This is a genomic window from Agromyces laixinhei, assembly GCF_006337065.1.
Classification (GTDB): Bacteria; Actinomycetota; Actinomycetes; order Actinomycetales; family Microbacteriaceae; genus Agromyces; species Agromyces laixinhei.
The window spans coordinates 268,440-291,016 of sequence record NZ_CP040872.1 but is presented as its reverse complement, the minus strand read 5'-3'; the positions used below and the strand labels follow the sequence as shown (position 1 = coordinate 291,016).

Annotated in this window: 15 protein-coding genes; 10 read left to right on the top strand and 5 right to left on the bottom strand. The window is 70.4% G+C overall.

Annotated elements, in window-relative coordinates:
- Window positions 1-255 precede the first annotated feature (255 nt).
- Window positions 256-447: a hypothetical protein gene (locus FHG54_RS16215; protein WP_168197058.1), complete on the top strand. Its 192-nt coding sequence runs from the start codon at window positions 256-258 to the stop codon at window positions 445-447.
- A 146-nt stretch (window positions 448-593) separates the two neighbouring features.
- A complete protein-coding gene (locus tag FHG54_RS01380) occupies window positions 594-3,740 on the top strand; it encodes a helix-turn-helix transcriptional regulator (protein ID WP_168197057.1) in 3,147 nt (1,048 codons plus the stop codon).
- A gap of 279 nt (window positions 3,741-4,019) precedes the next feature.
- Here FHG54_RS01380 and FHG54_RS01375 read toward each other — a convergent pair whose 3' ends face one another.
- Window positions 4,020-4,988, bottom strand: coding sequence for a carbohydrate kinase family protein (locus FHG54_RS01375; RefSeq protein WP_139415557.1), 969 nt, complete (start codon window positions 4,986-4,988; stop codon window positions 4,020-4,022).
- Window positions 4,989-5,195: 207 nt separating this feature from the next.
- On the opposite strand from FHG54_RS01375, the gene FHG54_RS01370 reads away from it, so the two are divergent.
- Window positions 5,196-5,834, top strand: a complete 639-nt coding sequence (locus FHG54_RS01370; RefSeq protein ID WP_139415556.1) for a TetR/AcrR family transcriptional regulator — start codon at window positions 5,196-5,198, stop codon at window positions 5,832-5,834.
- Between the two features lie 142 nt (window positions 5,835-5,976).
- Here the strand turns inward: FHG54_RS01370 and FHG54_RS01365 are convergent, their stop codons facing one another.
- The gene (locus tag FHG54_RS01365) at window positions 5,977-8,850 is read right to left on the bottom strand and encodes an immune inhibitor A domain-containing protein (RefSeq protein WP_139415555.1); all 2,874 of its coding nucleotides are present in this window, start codon (window positions 8,848-8,850) and stop codon (window positions 5,977-5,979) included.
- Window positions 8,851-9,190: 340 nt separating this feature from the next.
- Between FHG54_RS01365 and FHG54_RS01360 the strand changes: the two genes are divergently transcribed.
- Window positions 9,191-9,613, top strand: coding sequence for a hypothetical protein (locus tag FHG54_RS01360; protein WP_139415554.1), 423 nt, complete (start codon window positions 9,191-9,193; stop codon window positions 9,611-9,613).
- Between the two features lie 18 nt (window positions 9,614-9,631).
- On the opposite strand, the gene FHG54_RS01355 is transcribed toward FHG54_RS01360, so the two are convergent.
- Together FHG54_RS01355 and nucS are read right to left on the bottom strand one after the other, a co-directional pair.
- Window positions 9,632-10,324 (bottom strand): HAD hydrolase-like protein, encoded by a 693-nt coding sequence (locus FHG54_RS01355; protein ID WP_139415553.1) that lies wholly within the window; start codon window positions 10,322-10,324, stop codon window positions 9,632-9,634.
- A gap of 99 nt (window positions 10,325-10,423) precedes the next feature.
- Window positions 10,424-11,119: an endonuclease NucS gene (gene nucS, locus FHG54_RS01350; protein ID WP_139415552.1), complete on the bottom strand. Its 696-nt coding sequence runs from the start codon at window positions 11,117-11,119 to the stop codon at window positions 10,424-10,426.
- A 224-nt stretch (window positions 11,120-11,343) separates the two neighbouring features.
- Here nucS and FHG54_RS01345 point away from each other — a divergent pair, with 224 nt between their 5' ends.
- On the top strand, window positions 11,344-14,910 hold the full coding sequence (locus tag FHG54_RS01345) for a family 20 glycosylhydrolase (RefSeq protein ID WP_139415551.1): 3,567 nt from the start codon (window positions 11,344-11,346) through the stop codon (window positions 14,908-14,910).
- A gap of 58 nt (window positions 14,911-14,968) precedes the next feature.
- Here FHG54_RS01345 and FHG54_RS01340 read toward each other — a convergent pair whose 3' ends face one another.
- Window positions 14,969-16,204: an MFS transporter gene (locus FHG54_RS01340; protein WP_139415550.1), complete on the bottom strand. Its 1,236-nt coding sequence runs from the start codon at window positions 16,202-16,204 to the stop codon at window positions 14,969-14,971.
- 327 nt (window positions 16,205-16,531) lie between these two features.
- Between FHG54_RS01340 and tdh the strand changes: the two genes are divergently transcribed.
- From tdh to FHG54_RS01315, 5 genes are read left to right on the top strand one after another with little or no spacing between them, the layout of a single operon-like run.
- Entirely contained in the window at window positions 16,532-17,575 is a 1,044-nt protein-coding gene (gene tdh / locus FHG54_RS01335; protein WP_139415549.1) for an L-threonine 3-dehydrogenase, read from the top strand.
- A gap of 2 nt (window positions 17,576-17,577) precedes the next feature.
- The gene (locus tag FHG54_RS01330; RefSeq protein WP_139415548.1) at window positions 17,578-18,765 is read left to right on the top strand and encodes a glycine C-acetyltransferase; all 1,188 of its coding nucleotides are present in this window, start codon (window positions 17,578-17,580) and stop codon (window positions 18,763-18,765) included.
- A 60-nt stretch (window positions 18,766-18,825) separates the two neighbouring features.
- Window positions 18,826-19,914, top strand: a complete 1,089-nt coding sequence (locus tag FHG54_RS01325) for a LacI family DNA-binding transcriptional regulator (RefSeq protein ID WP_139415547.1) — start codon at window positions 18,826-18,828, stop codon at window positions 19,912-19,914.
- 41 nt (window positions 19,915-19,955) lie between these two features.
- Entirely contained in the window at window positions 19,956-20,903 is a 948-nt protein-coding gene (locus FHG54_RS01320; protein ID WP_139415546.1) for an ABC transporter ATP-binding protein, read from the top strand.
- Entirely contained in the window at window positions 20,900-22,546 is a 1,647-nt protein-coding gene (locus FHG54_RS01315) for an ABC transporter permease (RefSeq protein ID WP_139415545.1), read from the top strand. Before FHG54_RS01320 ends, FHG54_RS01315 begins: the two co-directional genes overlap by 4 nt.
- The last annotated feature ends 31 nt before the right edge of the window (window positions 22,547-22,577 follow it).

Sequence of the window (22,577 nt, the reverse complement as noted above, 5' to 3'; positions counted from 1 at the left end):
GCCGACGATCCTCGGCTGAGTGCCGGTGTCGAGCATGTGCACGCCGCTTCGGCAGCCTGCCTCGGACGGCGCCTCGGACGGCGCCTCGGACGGCGCCTCGGACGGCGCCTCGGACGGCGCCTCAGACGGCGCCTCAGACCCATCTGAGGTGCCGTCTCGGGAAATAGGGCGATCGCCCGATGAGCCCGGGGTGCCTCAGAGAGCACGCTGGAGGCATCCGGTCGAACGATCGGAGACAGCTCAGGAGGGCACATCATGCAGTTCTCGGCAGACTTCGTGGCAATGCACGCACACCAGCACGACGTGTTCGTCGCGCAGCGGGAGCTCGGCCTGCGGCCCGACACCGACGAGATGCGCGATGCGGTGCCGCCGGCCGAGCCGGCGCGTCACCACGGCCGCGGCCGTCACCACCGTGCACACCGTGCACCGAGGCTCGCCCTGCGGTGACCACGCCGATGTCCCCGGCGCTCGCCGGCGCGACGATCAGGGCGATGCACACATCGGTTCCGACGAGCACGCCGCCGATTCCACCATCCGCGATCACGGATGCCGCAGCAGCTGCCGCTGTCGGTGGGGCGTGGCACGATGAGATCGTGACCACGTCAGCGGCAGCCATGGTCGGCCGCGACGCCGACCTCGCGAGGCTCACTGAGCGCCTCGAAGAAGTGCGCGCCGGTGCGCCGTTCACGGTCGTCATCGGGGGCGAGGCCGGCATCGGCAAGACTCGGCTCGTACGCGAGTTCCAGGGCGGGCTGCCTGCCGACGTCCGGCTCCTCGCGGGGCAGTGCGTCGACCTCGGCAGCGTCGCTGCGCCGTACGCTCCGGTGAAGGCGGCGCTCCGCACCCTCATCGCCGACCTCGGCCCAGAGCGCGTGCTCGAGGCGGCCGGCCCCGGCCGGCCCGCGCTTGCTGCGCTCTTGCCCGAGCTCGCGGCATCCGATGCAGATGCGGTGACGACCGTGGCGCTCGCGGGTGCCGGCGCCGCCACCGGTCAGTTGCACGAAGGCATCGCGGTGCTGCTCGAGACCGTCTCTCGCGAACGGCCCGTCGTGCTCGTCATCGAAGACCTGCACTGGGTCGACGCGGCCACCCTCGCGCTGTTGCGGTTCCTGATGCGCTCGCTCGGGTCGAGTCGGGTGCTGACCGTGCTCACCTACCGCAGCGAAGACGTGTCGCGGGGGCATCCGCTCCGCGCGTTCCTCTCCGAGGCCGAACGCGATCGTTGGGTCGAGCGTCGCGCACTCTCGAGGCTCAGTCGCGCGCAGGTGCGCAAGCTCACGAAGTCGCTCGTCGGCGAGGCGCCGACCGACCGGGTTCTCGACACGGTCTTCCGACGCAGCGACGGAGTGCCGTTCTTCATCGAAGAGCTCGTCGGCATCGACGGCTGTCGCGACGAGAGCGAGCTGCCCGACACCCTTCGCGAACTGCTCCTCGCACGTTACGAACGACTCAGCGAAGCGGCGCAGGTGCTGTTGCGGGTCGTGAGCGTCGGGGGAGTGCGCATCTCGCACGCGCTGCTCGACGCGGTCTTCCCCGGCACGGCAGGTGAGCTCGAACTCGCGGCACGTGAGAGTGTGCTCGCCGGCGTGCTCACGATCGACGGCGACGACTACGCGTTCCGGCACGCACTCGTGCGCGAAGCGATCCTCGCCGACCTGCTGCCCGGCGAGCGAGCGCGGTTCCACGCCGGCTACGCCGAGGCGTACGAGGCCGCCGCCGCGGCGGGCACACGTCGGCTGGCGGCTGAGATCTCGTACCACTGGCTCGGTGCCCACGACTCGGCGCGGGCGTTCCCCGCAACGATCCATGCCATGCTCGAGGCGCGCGCTGCGGCCGCATACACGACTGCCGCCCAGCTCGGCGAGCGGGCGATCGGCCTCTGGCAGGTGGTGCCCGAGCCCGAGCAGTCCGCGGGCATGACGAAGCTGGAGCTGATGGGGCGAACCGCGTCGTACCTCCGCAACGCCGGTGAGGGCGAACGCAGCCTCGCGCTCGTCAAGGCCGCGCTCGCCGAGTGCCCGCGCGACGACCCGCAATACCCCAAACTGCTGCGCGGCAAGGCGATGTACCTCGGCAACTTGAGTCGGCCGGGCTCGATCCCGGTCCTCGAAGAAGCGCTCGAGGTGCTCGACGACGAGTCTCTCGACGAGCGCATGGCGACCCTCATCGTGCTCGCGGGGCGGCTCATGGTCGAGGGACGCACCGACGAGGCGGTCGACACCGCCGAGAGCGCACTCGAGATCGCGCTCGAGATCGAGTCGCCGCGCGACGCCTCCGTCGCCGCCAACGTCGCGGCCGTCAGCCGGGCCAGTCGCGGTGAGGTCGACGCCGGGTTCGCCGGGCTCGAGCAGGCGCGGGAGCTCGCCCACGGAGACGGCGCAGCCATGCTGCGCTATTGGGTCAACGCCTCCGACCTGCACTTCCTCGTCGGCAACCACGCCGAAGCCGTGAGGCTCGCCGAGGCCGGGCTCAGCGAGGCGCGCAGGCAGGGCGTCGAGCGCAGCTCGGGCGTCATCCTCGCGTCGAACGCCGTCGACCCGCTCTTCGCGCTCGGCGAGTGGCACCGCGCTGCGGCGCTCATCGAACGAGCGCTCGCCCTCGGCCCGCCCGGGCCGTACGCGGTCTACCTGCTGCGCGCGCGCATCTGGTCAACCCTGTGGCTCGGCGACCCCGTGCGCGCGGCCGAGCAGTTGCGCAGTGCCCGCGCGGTCTTCGCCGACACCATGGAGGTCGAGGTGCAGACCCGTCTCAGCGTCAGCCGGGTCGCCGCCGAGGTGGCGCTCGCCGGAGGCGATCTCGCCGGCGCGTGGACCGAGGCGAAGCGCGTGCTCGACGAACCTGGCCCGCGGTTGCCCGGCTACAGCCTCCCGCTCGTGTGGGTCGCTGCCAGAGTCGTCGGCGCCGCCCGCGGTGCCGGTCGAGTCGGTGCCGGTCATGTCGGTGCCGACCGTGTTGGGGGTGACCGCGTCGGGGGTGACCGTGTCGGGGGTGACCGTGTCGGGGGTGACCGCGCAGATGACGGCTCGAGTGTCGGCGAGCGTTCCCCTGCGCCACGGGGCGGAAACAGTGCCGGCGAAGCCGTCGGCGGCATTCCTGACGCGCTCGCCGTCGAGATCGGCGCGTCCGAGCCCGCTCTTCGTGAAGCGCTCGCCGCCATGAGCGGCTGGCCCACGCACGGGCTCTGGGCTGCCTTCTTCGAAGCTGAGCTCAGCGAGGCATCCGGTTCCGTCGCGGCAGGCTCAGACGCCGAAGCGTGGCGAGCCGCCGCGAAGGCCGCCGCGGCGCCGACCGCGGCGGGCTACCTCGCGGCGTACGCATTGCTCCGGCAGGGTGAGGCCGAACTCGCCCACGGTGATCGCGCCGAGGCCAAGGTCACACTGCAGAGCGCATTCGACCTGGCGCTCAGCGGCGGAGTCGGCGCGGTGCGCGATCGCATCGAGAAGGTCGCGGTGGCGGCAGGTCTCGCTCTCGACGGCAGCATGGGCCGAGGCGCGGCGGGGGCGAACGGCGGTCCGGGCATCGCGGGCACCGGGGCATCCGATGCCGATGCGACCGCCGATCTCACCGCACGTGAGCGGCAGGTGCTCGAGCTCATCGCCGAGGGGCTCAGCAACCGACAGATCGGCGAGCGACTCTTCATCAGCGGCAAGACGGCGAGCGTGCACGTCTCGGCGATCCTGCGCAAACTCGGCGCCTCGACCCGCACCGAGGCCGCCTACCGCGCCGGCGTGCGCCGCTGACGCCCGGCTGCCGCCCGGCTGCCCGCTCCGCTGCCGCTGCCCGCTGCCCGCTGCCCGCTGCCCGCTGCCCGCTGCCCGTTGCCGCTGCCCGCTGCCCGTTGCCGCTGCCCGCTGCCGCTGCCGCTGCCGCGAGCTTACGTCGGAGGTCACTTCTCGCGTCGGAGGTACCCGATCCCGGCCCTCCGACGGAACTCCTTTCCTCCGACGTTGTGCTGAGCGGCGGGCGGAGCGGCGGCGGGCGGAGCGCGGGCGGGAGCGGCGGGAACAGTCGGCGGGGCGTCAGCTGCCGAGTCCTGGCGAGCTTGCGGGCAGGCGCAGCGTGGCGCCCTCGTGGCGCACGGTTGCGGCGGCGATCGTCATCGCGTCGGCAAGCGCATCGGCCCAGCCCGCAGCGGTGTGCCGCACGCCGTGCACGGCGATGTGGTGCACCACGGCTGCGAGAGTCGCATCACCGGCGCCCATCGTGTCGACGACGGGGCCGGGCAGGTCGACGATGTCGGCATGAACCTCGTGGCCGTCGTCATAGACGATCGCGCCTTCGCGGCCCGCCGTCGCGAGGATCGCAGGGGTGCGCAGCGCCGAAGCATCCGCCCGCTCGGCCGTCGTCGACTCACCGTCGGCTGGTGCGCGGAGCCGGCCGACGAACTCTGCGAGCGGGGCGCCGATGAGCAGCTCGGCGTCGTCGCCGCCGAGCTTCACGAGCATCGCGTCGCGCGCGGCGGCGGTGAAGTTCGCGAGGAACGCGTCTCGGTCGTGCAGCATGCCCGCTCGCGGATTGCCGTCGATCGCGAGACGTACGCCCGGGCGAGAGATCGCGGCATGCAGCTCGGCCGCCTGGTCGGCGTCGTCGAAGGGGAAGCAGCTCACGACGACGAGGTCGGCCACGTCGATCGCCGCGCGCGTCGCGTCATCGAAGCGGATGCGTCGCCGCTGCGCGGCCTCATTGAACTCGTAGCGCGGCTCGCCGGCGGTGCGGTCGGAGATCGCCCGCGACGTGCCATACGTCGATGGGCTCTCGACGAGGCGCACGCCGTAGTCCTTGAGGAACGAGCGGATGCGCGTCGCGGGCTCGTCGTCGCCGAGCATCGCGACGAGCGTGACCCGTTCGCCGAGGAGGGCGAGCCCGACCGCGACGTTGAGGGCGGCGCCGCCGACGAACTCGCGAGCGCCGTGCGGCGTGCGGAGCTCGTCGATCAGCGCATCGCCGATGACCGTCACGCGAGCGCTGCCGGGTGCCGTGGTCGTCATCGGTGGATCCTCTCCCTTTCGGCACGTGAGCCGGTGCGGCACTCGAGCCGGTGCGGCGGCGCGTGAGCCGATCGTGCACTCGAGCCGGTGCTGCACTCCACCGTCCCACACCGGTGCCCAGGTCGGGCGGGCCGCGCGGGCGATGCGTCGGCACCCGCGAGAATGGTCTGAGCGCCGAACCCCGCGCCCGCACCACACAGGAGCATCATGAAACCCGGACCGAGGCGCAGTGTCAGCCAAGTCGACATCGTCGATGCGGCGTTCGAGATCCTCGAGCAGAAGGGTTTCGCCGCCGTCTCCGTGCGTGGCGTCGCCGCGGCGCTCAGCCTCACGCCCACGGCCATCTACACCTACTTCCCGTCGAAGAACGCGCTGCTTCGCGCGATGGTCGAGGAGCTCCTCTCGGAGCTCGACCTCGACGCCGCGGCCGACGCCGCGGTCGCCTGGCGCGATCGGGTGCACACGCTCGCCGCCGCCCTGCGCGCTCGTCTTGCCGAGCACACGGGCGCCGTCGTGCTCGTCACGAGCGGCCCGCTCGAGGGCCGCCACGCGTTGGCATTGAACGAGACGCTCATCGCCGGTTTCATGGCCGAGGGGGTGGCTCAGCCCGATGCCGCACGCGCCGCGTACGCCGTGCAGGTCCATGTGCTCGGGGTCGCCGCGATCGACGCGGCCTGGCGGGCCGACGGCAACGAGCCGGCTGCCGCTTCGGCAGGCGCGCTCTGGTCGGATGCCGCGAGCCACCCGCTCACCGAGGCGACCGCGCACCTCGTGGCTCCCGGCGCTGAGCCCTCGGCTTTCGCGTGGAGCCTCGACCGGCTGCTCGACGGGCTTCTCGCCGGGTGAGCGCTGCCGGCCGGATCCCGGCCGGATCCCGGCCGGATCCCGGCCAGACCGCGGCCAGACCGCGGGTCTCAGGTGAGGGGCAACAACGGGCGAGGCGCCGACCCCGAAGGGCCGACGCCTCGCCGCATGCGGTGGTGCTCGATCAGCCTGCCCGCGGAGGCGTGATGCTGATCAGCGCCGAGGTGTTGCGCTTGAACGCCTTCTCGACCGAGACCACGGTGCCGTACCCCACGCCGTCGTCGGCCGGGTTGCCCGAGCCGCCGACCATGGCGCCGATCGGGGCTCCGTAGTACTCGAGGAGCGGGCTGCCGTCGAAGTCCACGACCCGAGTCGAGTACGGTGCGTCGCCGACCGACGGCACCACGGCGGAGCCATCGGGGTTGCGCCAGTACAAGCCCTCGGTCTCGGGGTCACCCGTTGCGATGTACTCGAGGCCGGGCGCCCATCCCTGGTTGTCCGTGAATGTCGAGACGCCCTTGCGAGCCCGCACCCTCGTGCAGTGCTCGTCGGTCAGGTCGGCGCCGGTGAAGCACTCGGTGAACCGGTGCGTTCTCTCGAGACCGAACGCGACGTCGGAGGACTGCGCGCGCGATGGCAGGTTCTTCTGGATCGACGGGTCGGCATCGGCCGCCCTGCCCGTGCGGCGCAGCGGGTCGAAGTGGCTGTCGACGAGCAGCAGGCCGCCCTTCGCGCCGCCACTCGGCATCGCCGTCAGGTTCGATCGCACGTGGTTCGTGTTGCCGTACGTCGTGTCGCGATACCAGACCAGGGCACCGGGGGCGTTGTAGGCGAGCTTCTCGACCTTCCACGCTCCGTCGCTGTAGACCGAGTTGTAGCCGTACTCGAGGCCCTCGTCGAAGCCGTCGAAGTTGCGCCATTCGACCATGTAGTACTGCGCCTTGTTCGAGGTGCCGGTGTCGATGCGCCAGCCGGGCCCGGTCGTGTCGACGAAGGTGTCGACCTCGGCGGTCCAGCCGTTGTCGCCGCTCTCGACGTCGTCGCTCCAGACCGTCTCGGCTCCGCTCGTGACGGCGAAGTCGTCGGCGAACCATCCGCGCTCCTGGAAGGCGGCATCCGTGGCCATCCGCAGGCGGAGGCCGATCGTCTGCCCGGCGTACGCCGAGAGGTCGACGTACTGGGGTGCCCAGCCGCCCGAGGTGCCGGTCAGGCCGTACTTGCGGTCGCCGAATGTGTGCAGGTTGCCGTTCGGGTCGGGGTAGCCGTCGGGCGTCGTCACCTCGGTGCCGTCTTCGGCGTACACCTTCTGATCGGTCCACGTGGTGCCGCCGTCGGTCGAGATCTCGACGAAGCCGAAGTCCCAGTCCTGTTCGATCACGTAGTTGTTCTGCATCCAGAACTTCGCGTCGGCGGGCACCTCGACGTTGCGGACGATGCGGATGTCGCCCCAATTCTGATCGGCACCGGTGTACCACATGTTCTCGCCGCTGGCAGGGGTGGCGAGCGTGATCACCTTGTCAGGCAGGTTGATCTTCACGCCGTCCTCCGTACCCACCAGTGGGCGCGAGTTCTGGCCGACCCGCACCGTCGTCGGCGCGTCACCGGGGTTGATCTCGACCGGGTCGACCCAACCGAGCACCCACTTGTCCCAGACGCCCATGTGCGTGGGCATCGACTGGAAGATGGGGCCGGCGTGCGAGCCGGAGCTCATGAGGTCCCAGAAGTCGATGTCGGAGTTGCCCTGGTTCGAGGTGTCGTAGAGGTCGGGAAGACCGAGGTCGTGTCCGTACTCGTGTGCGAACACGCCGACCCCCGAGTCCTCGGGCTGCACGATGTAGTTCGACAGCTTGAGGTCGGTGCCGGGGATGTCGGCGCCGCCGGCCACGGCCGAGGAGTGCGCCCAGATGGCGTAGGTGCCCTGTGCGCCGCCGCCGCCGGACTTGTCTTCGCCGGCGTGCACGAGCACGACGTGGTCGATCACGCCGTCGGGCTCGTTGACGTCGCCGTCGCCGTCGCGGTCACCCTGGTCTTCGATGTCGTACTCCGACCACGGGAAGTCGGGCTGTGCGGTGGCGAGTGCCTCGACCGCGTCGATCGGCAGTTGGCCGGGGCCCTTGGGGTTGTCGGGGTGGCCCTGCTGATCCTGGATCTCGCCGGTCTCCCACACGCCGGGAGCGGTCTCGAAGCAGCGGCTCGCGCCGTACCAGGCCTCGGAGTGCGGCACGGTGATCCACGGGGTGGCCTCGCCGGTCACCGTGTACGCGCCGTGCGACATCTCCTCGTACATGTTCTTCATCGTGTAACCCGAGATGTCGATGCCGCGCCGGTGGTCGGGGCCCCGAAGGTCCTTGCGGACACGCTCGGTGATGCCTTCTTCGCTGAAGAGCATCTTGTTGAAGTGCTCCGACGAGAAATCGGGTACCCACATCGAGTTGTTGTCTTCGAGTTCGTAATCGGCGGGGTTCGGGATGCCGTTGTGGAGCGGGCCGTTCTGCACGTTGCCGGGCACGCAGGTCTCCGAGCCGAACTCGGAGGGCACCATGCTCGCCCCGAAGTCGTCGTTCGCCTGATCGTTGAACTCGACGAGGATCGTGAGGAGTTTCGCCTCCTGCGTCGTCTCGGCCTGCTTGTACTCGGGCTTCTTGTGGTGCCAGGGCTTGCCGCGGTGGCCGCGCTCCTGCTTCAGCTCGCGCGGGCTCTTGCCGGTCTCGACCGACTCCGCCTCGAGCTCCGCCAGCTCCTTCGCTGCGACGGGATTGCCCTCGGCGAACTTCTGGTCGTACGCGACTGCCCGGTCGGACACGCTGCGCGCGTCGGGGGCGAGCTCCGTTGCTCCGGCCCCGGTCTCGACCTGCACGTCGTCGCCGAAGGCTTCTTCGACTCGCGGTTCGACGTAGTTCATGTAGTACTCGGAGTCGCTGATCACCGGCGGTGAGACCGGTGATTCAGCAGCGACCGCCCCGGTCGCGCCGAATGCCACCAGACCGGTGGCAGCGAGCGCGAATACCGGGATGGCCGCAGCCGCGCGCATCCGCGCGCGGCCCGTGAATCCAGACATGCTTCTCCTTTCAAGCGCCCAGCGGAGGTGGCTGCCGGGCGCGAACAACGTCCGCCGGTGGGCGGACGTACACGGAATACTGCCGTGCAGCCCGAACCTTTGGAAGAGCTGTGGAGGTGATTCGGAGCACGACGCGGGTCTGTTGCGTGAGGTTCGCGAATCACGTCGATCACACGCGAATGACACCCGAATGGGGGAGATTTTTGCGCTCGCGGAACCTGAGGAAGCATCACGATATGAGTTCGCCATGAGTTCCGAGACGCGTCGCCGTTCGGGTGGGATGGCCCCGTGACATCCGCTCGGTCTACGCTGAACGAATCGGCGGGCGAGGGGGTCTCTGATGGTCGAACGGTCGGATGCGAACATGCGGATGCGCCGCGCTCGGCGCGGCGCGGTACTCCGTCTGCTGCTCGTCGTCGCCGTGAGCGGAGTCGGGCTCACCGCATGCACCGCGGGCAGCGACACACTGCCCGCACCCGTCGTGGTCGACCTGGGTGAGATCGACGGCACGTCGATCGAGGTCGTCGAGGGCAACGTGATCGACCTCACCGGAGACGACGAGACGTATACCGAGTGGACCGCGGAGATCGACGATCCCGCGATCGCACGGTTCACTCCCGGCCGCGACGACGGCAGCGCCCAGTTCAACCCCGGCATCACGGCGATCGCCGAGGGGTCGACCGGGGTCACCCTCGAGAACGGGGAGACCGGCGACACGGTCTCGTTCACCGTCGAGGTCGCGCCCGCGACATCCGGCTACTGACCGGCTGCCGTCTGAGGCTCAGCCGAGAAGCAGATTGCGCAGCTGGTCGGTGGAATGCACGACCGCCAAGGCGTCGCCGGCCTCGGCCGGTGAGCCGTAGCCCCACTCGACGAGGATAGTCGGCACGCCGTTCGCGAGCGCACCGAGCGTGTCGTAGCCGCGATCGCCGACCATCACCGCGTGCTCGGTGTTGACGCCCGCTTCGTGCAGGCGGCGCAGTGCTTCGGCGACGACGTCGGCCTTGGTGCTGCGCTCCTCGTCGTCGCTCGCGCCCGCGATGACGGTGAAGTACCGGCTGAGGCCGGCGTGGTCGAGCACCTTGCGGGCCATCGACTCGGGCTTCGACGTCGCAAGTGCCACGGGCACGCCCGCCGCATGCAGGCGCTCGAGCACGCCGGCGACGCCGGGGAAGACGGGCGAGCGCAGCACGTGCCGGCCGTAGTGGTCGCGGTAGACGTTCAACGCCTCCCACGCATCGGCGTCGGTGAATCCGGCGGTCATGCGGAGGCTGTCGAGCAGTGGCGGGCCGACGAAGGCGCGCAGCTCGTCGTCGGACGGCACGGGCAGGCCGAGCTCGGCGAACATGTGCGCGAGCGACGCGGTGATGTCGGATGCGGAGTCGACGATCGTGCCGTCGAGGTCGAACAGTACGGCAGACCAGGTGCGGGTCAACGCCTGGGTCGGCGGCGTCGTCAGGGTCTCGGAAGTCATCGTGACATACTAGGGCGCGAAAATCCGAATGGTGCTCAGCTTCGGCGACGGCCGGGCGGGCAGCGGTTCTGCGGCGGCCATGCGGGGGCCGAGCGTCGTTCAGAACAGCCGCGAATGCCCGTCGTCGACCCCGCGCATCGCATCGTAGTCGAGCACCACGCAACGGATGCCGCGGTCCTCTGCGAGGGTCCGGGCCTGTGGCTTGATCTCCTGCGCCGCGAAGATCCCGGTCACCGGCGCGAGCCGCGGGTCGCGGTTCATGAGCTCGAGGTAGCGGGTGAGCTGCTCGACGCCGTCGATGTCACCGCGACGCTTGAGTTCGACGGCGACCGAGGCGCCCGAGGCATCCGTCGCGAGGATGTCGACCGGGCCGATCGCCGTCATGTATTCGCGGCGCACGAGCCGATGGCCGTCGCCGAGGAGCTCGATCTGCTCGGCGAGCAGCTTCTGCAGGTGCGCCTCCACGCCGTCTTTCTGCAGACCTGGGTCGACGCCGAGCGCATGCGCAGAGTCATGCAGCACCTCGTGGATCGACACGATCAGCTGGTCGGCGGTCTTCTGGTGCACGACCTTCCACAGCTCGACGATGCCGGCGGCGCGCTGATCGTCGTCGGGCTCGAGCGTCGAGAGGGTGCACGGTGGGCTCATCCAGTTGAGCGGCTTGTAGCTGCCGCCGTCGGAGTGCACGAGCAGGCTGCCGTCGCCCTTGACCATGAGGAGGCGAGTGGCGAGGGGGAGGTGGGCTGCGAGGCGCCCCGCATAGTCGACGGAGCAGCGGGCGATGACGAGACGCACCGGATCAGTCTACGGTGGGTGCGGAATATAACGATTCGATAACGACTTTTGTATGGAGGGTATACAAACCTGCATTCTCGTCGCTACCTTTTGATCGATACCGACTGCAAGGCGCGTGAAACACTCAGTTTCGCGCAGTTCCTGATGATCGGACTCATCCTCACGACGAAGTGGAGCAGACGTTGGATACAACGTTCAGACGATCCGGCCGCACCGTGTGCGGCATGGCCCTCGCCGCCGCGCTGGTGATCACCGCGGCCATCGCCACGTTCGCGCCGGCCTCGACGGCGACCGCGGCAGAAGGCGATGGCGCGAACGTGGCGCTGGCCAGTGCCGGGGGAACCGTCACGGCCTCCGGCAGCGAAGGCAACGGCAGCTACGGGTGGACTCCCGAGAAGGTGATCGACGGCATCACCTCCGGGCCGGGCGGCCAGAACACCTCCCGGTGGTCGTCGAACTATTCCGACTCGGCCTGGATCACCGTGAAGCTTGCCGCGCCGACGGTGATCGACCACGTCGACATCCACTGGGAGTCGGCCTGCGCCGCGCAGTACAAGCTCCAGGTCTCGACCGACGGCACGACGTGGGTCGACGCGACCGGCACCGTGGCACCCGTGTGCGGCACCGAGGACACGCAGACGATCGGCGCATCGGCCGACCCGGCGACCGCATACCAGCACGTGCGGATGCAGACCATCGCCCGCACGCCCATCGGCGGCCAGCTCTACGGCGTGTCGCTCTGGGAGCTCGAAGTCTGGGACGGCCCCGAGCAGGCTCCGGCGGCGGTGCTTCCACTGGTGCCGAAGCCGGTGTCGGTCGAGCAGCTCGATGCAGAGTCGTTCACGATCGCGCCGGACTCCGCCATCGTGGCATCCGGCGATGCGGCCGGGCCTGCCGAGCTGCTCGCCGAGCAGCTGCGCAGCGCCACCGGATTCCCCATCCCCGTGGATGAGACGTCGAACGGTGACGGTGACATCACCCTCAGCGTCGACCCCGCCGCCGACTACCCCGCGGGGGGCGAGGGCGAAGACGTCGCCGACGAGGCGTACCTCCTCGAGAGCTCCGCGTCGGGCGTTTCCATCACCGGCAGCACCGGCCACGGCGTGTTCAACGGCGTGCAGACGCTGCGGCAACTGCTGCCCGTGTGGGCGGCATCCGAGACCCCGACGACGACGCCGCTCACCGTGCCCGCCGTCGAGATCGGCGATGCACCCCGGTTCGCGTACCGCGGCGTGATGATCGACGTCGCGCGTTCGTTCCAGACCGTCGACGAGATCAAGGCGCAGATCGACACGCTCGCCGGCGTCAAGATGAACACGCTGCACATGCACCTCGCCGACGACCAGGGATGGCGCATCGAGATCACCAACGACGGCAAGGCCGCCGGCGACCCGATCGACTACAGCAAGCTGACGGATGTCTCGGGCAAGACGGCGATGAGCCAGACCTGGTATCACGGCGAGATCGGGCACACCGGCTACTACACGCAGGCCGACTTCGCCGAGATCGTCGACTACGCCCGCGACCGCCACGTCGCGATCGTGCCCGAGGTCGATGTGCCGAGCCACACGAATGCGGCGCTGCACGCGATCCCCGAACTGAACACCGCACGCTCCCTCCCGGCGAAGAACCCCGAGACCGGCGTCGTGCCGTGGAACGGCACGGGCAGCGTGGGCTACTCGGCCCTCGACGAGCAGCACGAACTCAGCTACGTCTTCGTCGAGCACGTGTTCTCGCAGCTCGCCGAGATGTCGGGCAGTGACTACGTGCACATCGGCGGCGACGAATCGCACGACATGGGCCACGACCGCTTCGTCGACTTCGTCACCCAGGTGGTGCCGCGCGTGCGCGCAGCCACCGGAGTGGGCACGATCGGCTGGAGCGAGTACGCCGAGGCCGGGCTGAGCCAGGGCGAGGGCTACTGGGACGGGTCCGTCGTGCAGTACTGGATCGGCTCGGGCGACTGGGTGCGCGACTTCGTGGCCAAGGGCGGCAAGGCGGTCGTCTCAGCGGCCGGCGGCTCCTACGTCGACCAGAAGTACGACGCCAGCACGCCGATCGGCCTCAGCTGGGCGTGCTCGGGCAGCTGCGACTTCGACCGCTACTACGACTGGGATCCGACGACCACGGTCTCCGGAGGCATTCCGGAAGCCGGCGTGCTCGGCGTCGAGGCGCCGCTGTGGTCGGAGACCGTGCGCGGCGGCGACCAGTCCGAGTTCCTCGTGCTTCCGCGTGCCATCTCCGTGCTCGAGACGGGCTGGACGGCGCAGGACGCGAAGAACGTCGACGACTTCACGCAGCGACTCGGCCAGCTCGGCGCTCGTCTGACCGTCGAGGGAAGCAACTACTACGAGTCGGCGCGTGCCACGTGGGATGCGTCCGTCGCCGGCGCGGAGCTCACCGCTCGCACCGGATCCGAGGCCGGCTGGCCCGTGGGCAGCATCGCGGCCCCCGGCACGAAGCTCTCGGTCGACGGCGCGACGATCGCGGCCGACACCGTGACGAGTGACGGCGACCCGGCGAGCCGTTCGTCGATCACGGAGCCGGTGACGGCGCAGCTCGCCTGCCCGTCGGGCACGACGCCGATCGTCTTCACGACCGACCAGGCACGCGACCCCGTGCACGGCGCCGGCCTCTACACGGCGACCGCATCACGCACCTTCACTGCCGCAGAGTCGTGCACCCTCGAGACGAGCGGCGGACTGGCGGCCTCGACTCCGGTCGAGGTCGGCGTCGCGGCCGACGCGGCGCTGCCGGCCGAGCCGTTCTCGCCCACCACCGACCCCGAGCTCGTGATCGGCGACGGCGGAGCCGACCTGGTCGCCGGAGACTGGACCCGGGTGCAGCTCGACGGCTTCGAGGACGGCCAGTTCGTGGAGCTGCGCATCGACGGCACGCCGTTCGGCTCGGTTCGCACCGGGGCCGTCGGCACCTTCGACGGCTACGTGCCGATCCCGGCCGCAACGGAGGCCGGTGCGGCAACCGTGACGGCCGTCGAGGGCACTCGCACCGCCGAGGCATCCGTGGTCATCGACTCCGACGTGGAGCCGCTGCCCGACCTGATCGACCAGTCGACGCTCAGCATCGCCGATGTCGACAGCGAGGAGACGGTCGGCGAAGACGGTGCTGCCGAGAACGCGATCGACGGCGACCCCGCGACGTTCTGGCACACGCAGTGGCAGGGGGCGCAGCCCGCGTTCCCGCACCACATCACGATCGACCTCGGTACCGAGTACGACGTCAGCGGCCTGCAGTACGTGCGCCGCCAGAACAACGTCAACTCGGTGTTCAAGGACTACGAGGTGTTCGTGTCGACCGATGGCGTGACGTGGGGCGAACCGGTGGCGACGGGTTCGTTCTCGACGGCCACGACGCCGCAGAACGTGGCCCTCGAGGTCACGCGGGGGCGCTACGTGAAGCTCGTCGGGCTCAACTCGCTGGCCGGCAACGCCTTCGGCGGTGCCGCGGAGATCAACATCGGCGGAACACTGCCCGGCACCTCGCTCGACGTGTCGACCGTGGCGTCGACCCGGTGCATCGCCGGCAAGGTCTACGTCTCGGCCAAGGCGACGAACAGCGAGGACGTTCCGCTGGCCCTGACGATCGAGTCGGCGTACGGCACCAAGTCGTTCGCGTCGGTCGCCCCGGGCAAGAGCGCCGTGCACGCGTTCACCACCCGGGCGGCTGACGTGCCGGCCGGAACGGTGACCTTCGACGCGACCGCGACGATCGACGGGGCGTCGGTGACGACGTCGATCGATGCGGCGTACGACGCGGCGACGTGTCAGTGACGAGGCTCGGATGAGCCTCGGGGAGGCGTAGCGTCAGGTTGAGAGAGCGGTCGCGCGGTCAGCGCGACCGCTCTCTCGCTGCCGGCGCGGCGAGGCCGGCGAGCGCCATGAGGCCGAGCAGCACGAGCATCGCGTTCAGGATTCCGAAGTGCTCGCCGAGGAAGCCGATGAGGGGCGGACCGACGAGGAACGCGCAGTAGCCGATCATCGCGACCGCGCTGACGCGCGCCGCGGCATCCGCTCGATCGGGCACGTCGGCGGCGGCCGACATGCCGACCGGGAACGCGAGGGAGCAGCCGATGCCCCAGAGCACCGTGCCGACGATGAGCAGCCACGGTTCGCTCGCGAAGATGAACAGGGCGAGTCCCGCGACGCCGATGATCGACATGCTGCGCAGCATCGCCACACGACCGAACCGGTCGATGAAGCGTCCGCCGAGCACGCGGGCTCCCGTGATCGCGATCGTGAACACCGTGAACATGGCGGCGCCGGTGGTCTCGTCGTAGCCGTGCCCGTCGACGACCGCGAGGGCGAGCCAGTCGTTCGCGCTGCCCTCGGCGAACGACATGCCGAGCATGACGACGCCGATGAGCAGGAGGCGAGCGTCGGCCCAGACGCTGAGACTCCGCTTGATCCGCACTGTCCAGGGGTCGCGCGGGGCATCGTCGTGCGGGTCGTCGCCGAGTTCCTCGCGCACGGGAACGAAGCGCACGGCGACGACGACGGCGATGGCGAGCACGAGGGAGATGACGCTCAGGTGCGCCCACACCGGGAGCGCGATGGCGGATGCCGCGGCCGCGAGCCCAGCGCCGGCAACCGTGCCGAAGCTGAAGAACGCGTGCATGAGCGGCATCACGGTCTTGCCGAGCTCACGTTCGGCCTCGGCGCCCTCGACGTTCATCATCACGTCGACGGCGCCGTTGCCGAAGCCGAACAGCACGAGGCCGGCCGCCACGAGCGGCACCGAAGAGATGACGGATCCGCCGACGCCGACGAACACGAGGCCCACCGCGACCGTCACGAGCACCGCCGACATGCCGTGCCGCGCACCGATGCGGGCCATGAGCCACGGCGCGGCGATGAGACCGAGAATCGAGCCGATCGAGCCGGTGAGGATGATGAGCCCGACGCCCTGCGTGCTGAGGTGCAGGTCGTCGCGGATCGCCGGGAGCCGTGCCACCCAGCTCGCGAGGCTCAGACCCGAGAGGAAGAAGATCGCGAAGATGGCGTTGCGCCAGGCGGTGAGCTCGCGCCTCGCACGGGTCGGCTGCGCCGCGTGGCTCGGGGTCGTCATGCTGCCTGTCTCTCTTCCGCGGAGGGTCGAATCGATTCGACTCTACCGGCTCGAACACACTAACCGCACGCTCCGGCGGTCGCAAGCAGCCGGCGGCAGGCGGTCGCAAGCATGCGGCGGCAGGCAGTCGCAAGCAAGCGGCGGCGGGTTGCGGCATGCGGCGGCGGGTGGCGGCGGGCGGCGGCGGATGCGGCCGGCCCCACTCATCCCGGCCCGAGCATCCGGCACCGCGCCGATACGATGGCTGAGTCATCCGGCGCACCCACCGGGCCACTTGCATGAACCGCCGCACCCAGCGGTTCGTGTACTGAACAACGGAGTCTCTCGATGAAGGCCCTCTACAAACCCGCCCCCGGCGCCGGCCTGGAATACGTCGATCGCCCCGAGCCCGTGATCGGCCCGGCCGACGTGAAGATCCGGGTGCTGCGCACCGGCATCTGCGGCACCGACCTGCACATCGAGACGTGGGACGACTGGGCGGCGTCCACGATCGCCGCACCGCTCATTCCGGGCCACGAGTTCTTCGGCGAGGTCGTCGAGGTCGGGCCCCTCGTGCACGACGTGGCCGTCGGCGACCGCGTCTCGGGCGAAGGGCACATCGTGTGCGGCATGTGCCGCAACTGCCGCGCCGGCCGCCGTCAGATGTGCATCCGCACCAAGGGCGTCGGCCTGCACCGCGACGGCGCATTCGCGGAGTTCATCGTCATCCCCGGCGAGAACGTCTGGGTGCACCACGACGAGGTCGACCCCGACGTCGGCGCGATCTTCGATCCTTTCGGCAACGCGGTGCACACCGCGCTCGCCTACGCGATCGTCGGCGAAGACGTGCTCGTCGCGGGCTGCGGCCCGATCGGGCTCATGTCGATCGCGGTGGCCCGGCACGTCGGCGCCCGCTACATCGTCGCCTCGGATGTCTCGCCGGCGCGCCTGTCGCTTGCGCTCGAGATGGGGGCGGACGCCGCGATCGACGTCTCGCGCGAACGCATCCGAGACGCGCAACGGCGCCTCGGCATGCGCGAGGGCTTCGACGTCGGCTTCGAGATGTCGGGCTCGGCCAAGGCGCTGCCCGAGATGATCGAGAACATGAACCACGGCGGGCGGATGGCGCTGCTCGGCCTGCCAGCCGAGCCGTTCGCGATCGACTGGGGCAAGGTCGTCACCCACATGCTCACGATGAAGGGCATCTACGGTCGCGAGATGTTCGAGACGTGGAACTCGATGAGCGCGATGCTGCAGTCGAGCGCCTCGCTTCGCGACCGCGTGGCCTCGATCATCAGCGACCGCTACCCCGCGCGTGAGTGGCGAACGGCGTTCGATGCGGCCGCGTCGGGCGGCGTCGGCAAGGTCATCCTCGACTGGACGGAGCTCTAGACATGTACGGAACGGTGAAGGACCAGCTGCGGGCCGAGCTCGACGAGATCGAGGCCGCAGGGCTCACCAAGCGCGAGCGTGGCATCCGCGGCCCGCAGTCGTCCGAGATCGAGGTCGCGGGGCGCGAGGTGCTGAACTTCTGCGCCAACAACTACCTCGGTCTCGCGAACGACCCGCGCATCGTCGCGGCGGCGCATCGGGCGCTCGACGAGTGGGGGTACGGCCTCGCGAGTGTGCGATTCATCTGCGGTACGCAAGAGCTGCACCTCGAGCTCGAGCGACGCGTCTCCGAGTTCCTCGGCTACGACGACACGATCCTCTTCTCGTCGTGCTTCGACGCGAACGGCGGCGTCTTCGAGGTGCTCTTCGGCCCCGACGACGCGATCATCTCCGACGAGCTGAACCACGCCTCGATCATCGACGGCATCCGACTCTCGAAGGCGCAGCGGTATCGGTACAGGAACCGCGACATGACCGACCTCGAGGCGCAGCTGGTCGCGGCATCCGATGCCCGTCGCCGTGTGATCGTGACCGACGGCGTGTTCTCGATGGACGGCTACCTCGCGCCCCTCGCCGAGATCTGCGATCTCGCCGACCGGTACGACGCGCTCGTCTTCGTCGACGACTCGCACGCGGTGGGTTTCGTGGGTGCGCATGGCCGCGGCACGCCCGAGCAATGCGGCGTCGAGGGCCGAGTCGACATCACGACCGGCACCTTCGGCAAGGCGCTCGGCGGGGCATCCGGCGGCTATGTGTCGGCGCGGAAGGAGATCGTCGAGCTGCTGCGCCAGCGCGCGCGCCCGTACCTCTTCTCGAACACGCTCGCCCCGGCGATCGTGGCGGGCACGATCGAGGCGCTCTCGCTCGTCGCCGGCTCGGGCGAGTTGCGGTCGCGGCTGCAGTCGAACGCGGCGCTCTTCCGTTCGCTGCTGACGGATGCCGGTTTCGAGTTGCTGCCCGGTGAGCACCCGATCGTGCCGGTGATGTTCGGCGACGCTGCGCTCACCGCCCGGATCGCCGATGCGTTGCAGGCGCGAGGAGTGTTCGTGACGGCGTTCAGCTTTCCGGTGGTGCCACGAGGGGCCGCGCGCATTCGCGTGCAACTCTCGGCGGCGCACTCCGAGGAGGAGATCCGCCGATGCGTCGAAGCGTTCGTCGCGGCGCGTGACGAGGTGTCCGCTTCGGCGTGACGACGGGCGGCATCCGCGTTGCCTGTGGCAGTCGAATCGATTCGGCCTAGACTCGGGCACATGCAGGCCGAAGCAGCTTCCCGCCCGACGCTCGTCGATGTCGCGGCCCGCGCCGGCGTTTCGCCGTCCACGGCGTCGCTCGCGTTCAGCGGATCGGGCCCCGTGTCGGATGCCACGAAAGAGCGAGTGCTCGCCGCGGCATCCGAGCTCGGCTATGCCGGCCCCGATCCGCGCGCCCGGTCGCTTCGCCGCGGGCGCTCGGGCATCGTCGGCGTCGTGCTCGAGGAGCGCGTGCGCGCGGCGTTCCTCGACCCCGTGAAGATCCAGATGCTCGACGGCATCTCCGAGGGCATCGCCTCACTCGGCGCCGGCCTGCTGCTGCTCACCGATACCGGCGCCGAGGGCGAGAACGCCGTCAGCATCGAGAGTGCGCCCGTCGACGCCGTCGTGCTCATCGGCTGCAGCCCGCGCCTCGCCGACTCGATCGAGGCGCTGCGCCGCCGCGGCATCCCGGCCGTCGCCATCGAGGGCGCGACCGGTGAGGACATCCCCGAGATCTCGATCGACAATCGGGCGGCGACGCGGCGCGGCGCCGAGTACCTTCGCGAACTGGGGCACACCCGTGTCGCGATCGTCACGCTGCCCGTCGACGCCGCGCGCACGCGGGGGCCGATCACCGACGAACTGCTTCGGGCGAGCACCGCGGCCACGGCGAGTCAGCGACTCGCGGGTGCGAGGGAGATCTTCCCCGACGCCGGCGGTCGGGTCGCGGGTGCGAGCTCGATCGAGGAGGGACTCGAAGCCGCACGGGCGTTGCTCGCCGATCCTGCCGAGCGCCCGACCGCGATCATCGCGCAGAGCGACCTGCTCGCCGCGGGCGTCATCCAGGCGGCCGAGGAACTCGGCCTGGCGGTGCCCGCCGACCTCAGCGTGCTCGGCTTCGACGGCATTCGGGTCGACGGCCTGCAGCACGACCTCACGACGCTCGCGCAGCCCTCGGTGGCGAAGGGCCGAGCCGCCGGCGAGGCGGTCGTGCAGTTGCTCTCGGGGGAGCCGCCCGCGTCGCGGTGCTTCACGAGCACGCTGCATGTCGGCGACACGACGGCGCGCCCGCGGCATCCGGCGTCGGGCCCGCCCGACATCCGTTAAGAAGATTCACAAATTTGTGAAACGGGCGTAGTGTCAGCACCATGGACACCGTCATCGAAACTCGCGGCCTCGAGAAGCGCTTCGGCCGCGTACACGCACTCGACGGGCTCGACCTCAGCGTCGAAGCCGGCGAGGTGCACGGGTTCCTCGGCCCCAACGGCGCGGGGAAGTCCACCACGATTCGCGTGCTGCTCGGGCTCATCCGCTCGTCGGGAGGCACGGCGACCCTCTTCGGCCGCGACCCGTGGCGCGACGCCATCGAGCTCCACCGCCGCATCGCCTACGTGCCGGGCGACGTCAACCTCTGGCCGAACCTCTCGGGCGGCGAGTCGATCGACCTGCTCACACGCCTGCGCGGCGGTGCGACCGACAAGCGCGCCGACGCGGCCCGGCGCGAGCACCTCGCCGAGGCCTTCCAGTTCGACCCCTCGAAGAAGGGCCGCACCTATTCCAAGGGCAACCGGCAGAAGGTCGCGCTCATCGCCGCTCTCGCGACGCCCGCCGACCTCTACATCCTCGACGAACCCACCTCGGGCCTCGATCCGCTCATGGAGGCGGTCTTCCGGCAGCAGATCACGGCACTCCTCGGCGACGGGGCGACCGTGCTGCTGTCGAGCCACATCCTCTCGGAGGTCGAGCACCTGTGCGACCGGGTGAGCATCATCCGCGCCGGGCGCACCGTCGAGACGGGCACGCTCGCCGAGCTCCGCCACCTCACGCGCACCGAGATCGCCTTCGCCGGCGAAGGGCTCGACCCGGCCGGCCTCGCGACCATCCCGGGCGCGCACGACCTCGTGGTCGACGGCAGTCGCGTGCGCTTCACCGCCGACTCCGACGCCATGCCCGAGGTGCTCGCCGCCCTCGGCCGCCTGCGCGCCACGGGCGTCACCGTGAACCCGCCCTCGCTCGAGGAGCTGTTCATGCGGCACTATCACGACGAGGCAGGCGAGTCGCGGCCCGCCCGATCGAGCCTCGAGGGCGTGCGATGAACACCCTGCCCACGCTGCTGCTCGCGCGGTTCCGCCGCGACCGGGTTCAGATCATCGTGTGGCTCGCGCTCTTCGCGCTGCTCGAGGTCGTCGGCCACTTCGCCGTCACCGAGACCTACGGCGACGCCGCCGAGCGCGCGAGCGTCATCAGGCTCGTGATCATGAGCCCGGCCATCCTGATGCTCCGCGGCACGCCGCAGGGCACCGCGCCCGACGCGTTCCAGTTCTTCCTGCTGTTCGGGTTTCTGGGGCTTCTGATCGGCCTCATGATGACCTTCCTCGCGGTGCGTCACACGCGCGGCGACGAGGAGGCGGGCCGCGCCGAACTCGTCGGCTCGACACCCGCGGGCCGCATCGCGCCGCTTCTCGCGACGGCGCTGGAGGGCGTCATCCTGAGTATCGCAGTCGGGGTGATCATGGGCGGCGTGGCCTGGGCGTACGGGGCGGATGCCTCGGGCGCCGTGCTCTACGGAGCTGCCATGTCGGCCGTGGGCATCGCCTATCTCGGCGTCGGGCTCGCGTGCGCCCAGCTCATGCGCACCTCCCGCGGCGCCAACGGCCTTGCGGCCGCGATCGTCACCGCCGGCTACGCCCTGCGCGCGATGGGCGACGCGACGGGCACCGTGCAGCCCGACGGCCTCAGCATGGAGGCGGGCTGGTGGAGCCGGCTGAGCCCCATCGGCTGGGGGCAGGCCGTGGCGCCCTACACGCACCAGCTGGTCTGGCCGCTCCTGCTGAGCGTCGGTCTCGGGGGCGTGCTCTTCGCCGCCTCGGCCTGGTTGCAGTCGCACCGCGACCTCGACTCGAGCATCGTTCCCGAGCGAGCCGGGCGCCTGCACGCGCCGCTGAGTCTCGCAGGCCCGATCGGCCTCGTCTGGCGCGCGCTGCGCAACCCCGTCATCGGCTGGGTCGTCGGCGGAGCGCTGTTCGGCCTCGTGCTCGGCGCCGTGGGGCAGACGGTGGTCGACCTCGTGAACACGCCCGACGGTGAGGAGGCCGGGCAGGCGATCAGCGACACCCTCGCCGCCCTCGCCGGCCCGAACGCCGAGGGCGGACTGATCGACCTCTTCACGACCGGCCTCTTCGGCCTCGTCGGGGTGCTCGCCGCGGTCGGCGGGGTGCAGGCCGTCATGCGCGCCAGGCACGACGAGGCGGGCGGCACGGCCGAGCTCGTGCTCGCCGCGCCCGTCTCCCGCTTCCGCTGGTTCTCGGCCTACCTCCTGATCGGCGCCGTCTCGGTCGCCGCGGTGCTCGCCTTCGCCGTGCTCGGCGCCTTCGTGGGCCTCATCGGGTCGCCGGATGCCGGTGAGCGCATGTCGATCGTCGCCGAGGCCGGGCTCGCCCAACTGCCGGCCTGCCTCGTGATCGTCGCGGTCGCGGCACTCGTCTTCGCGGTGCTGCCGCGGGCCTCGATCGCCCTCGGCTGGGCGGTGCTGCTCGTCGCGATCGTGCTCGGCCAGTTCGGCGGGCTCTTCGGGCTGCCCGAGTGGCTGCGCGACGTCTCGCCCTTCAGCCACACGCCCATCGTCACGGCCGAGGCGATCGACTGGACCGCGGCGTGGGTGATGACGGGCATCGCGGTCGTCGCGGCGGCGGGGGCGGCGGCCCTCGTGCGGCGACGAGATCTGGCACTCGGCGGGTGAACGCGGGCGCGGGGCATCCGCTCAGGGCCTC

Excerpts from the sequence above, each read along its gene's own strand:
- FHG54_RS16215 (WP_168197058.1), top strand. The coding sequence starts at position 256 with ATGCAGTTCTCGGCAGACTTCGTGGCAATGCACGCACACCAGCACGAC.
- FHG54_RS01375 (WP_139415557.1), bottom strand. The coding sequence starts at position 4,988 with ATGACGACCACGGCACCCGGCAGCGCTCGCGTGACGGTCATCGGCGAT.
- FHG54_RS01370 (WP_139415556.1), top strand. The coding sequence starts at position 5,196 with ATGAAACCCGGACCGAGGCGCAGTGTCAGCCAAGTCGACATCGTCGAT.
- FHG54_RS01365 (WP_139415555.1), bottom strand. The coding sequence starts at position 8,850 with ATGTCTGGATTCACGGGCCGCGCGCGGATGCGCGCGGCTGCGGCCATC.
- FHG54_RS01360 (WP_139415554.1), top strand. The coding sequence starts at position 9,191 with ATGGTCGAACGGTCGGATGCGAACATGCGGATGCGCCGCGCTCGGCGC.
- FHG54_RS01355 (WP_139415553.1), bottom strand. The coding sequence starts at position 10,324 with ATGACTTCCGAGACCCTGACGACGCCGCCGACCCAGGCGTTGACCCGC.
- FHG54_RS01345 (WP_139415551.1), top strand. The coding sequence starts at position 11,344 with ATGGCCCTCGCCGCCGCGCTGGTGATCACCGCGGCCATCGCCACGTTC.
- FHG54_RS01340 (WP_139415550.1), bottom strand. The coding sequence starts at position 16,204 with ATGACGACCCCGAGCCACGCGGCGCAGCCGACCCGTGCGAGGCGCGAG.
- tdh (WP_139415549.1), top strand. The coding sequence starts at position 16,532 with ATGAAGGCCCTCTACAAACCCGCCCCCGGCGCCGGCCTGGAATACGTC.
- FHG54_RS01330 (WP_139415548.1), top strand. The coding sequence starts at position 17,578 with ATGTACGGAACGGTGAAGGACCAGCTGCGGGCCGAGCTCGACGAGATC.
- FHG54_RS01325 (WP_139415547.1), top strand. The coding sequence starts at position 18,826 with ATGCAGGCCGAAGCAGCTTCCCGCCCGACGCTCGTCGATGTCGCGGCC.
- FHG54_RS01320 (WP_139415546.1), top strand. The coding sequence starts at position 19,956 with ATGGACACCGTCATCGAAACTCGCGGCCTCGAGAAGCGCTTCGGCCGC.
- FHG54_RS01315 (WP_139415545.1), top strand. The coding sequence starts at position 20,900 with ATGAACACCCTGCCCACGCTGCTGCTCGCGCGGTTCCGCCGCGACCGG.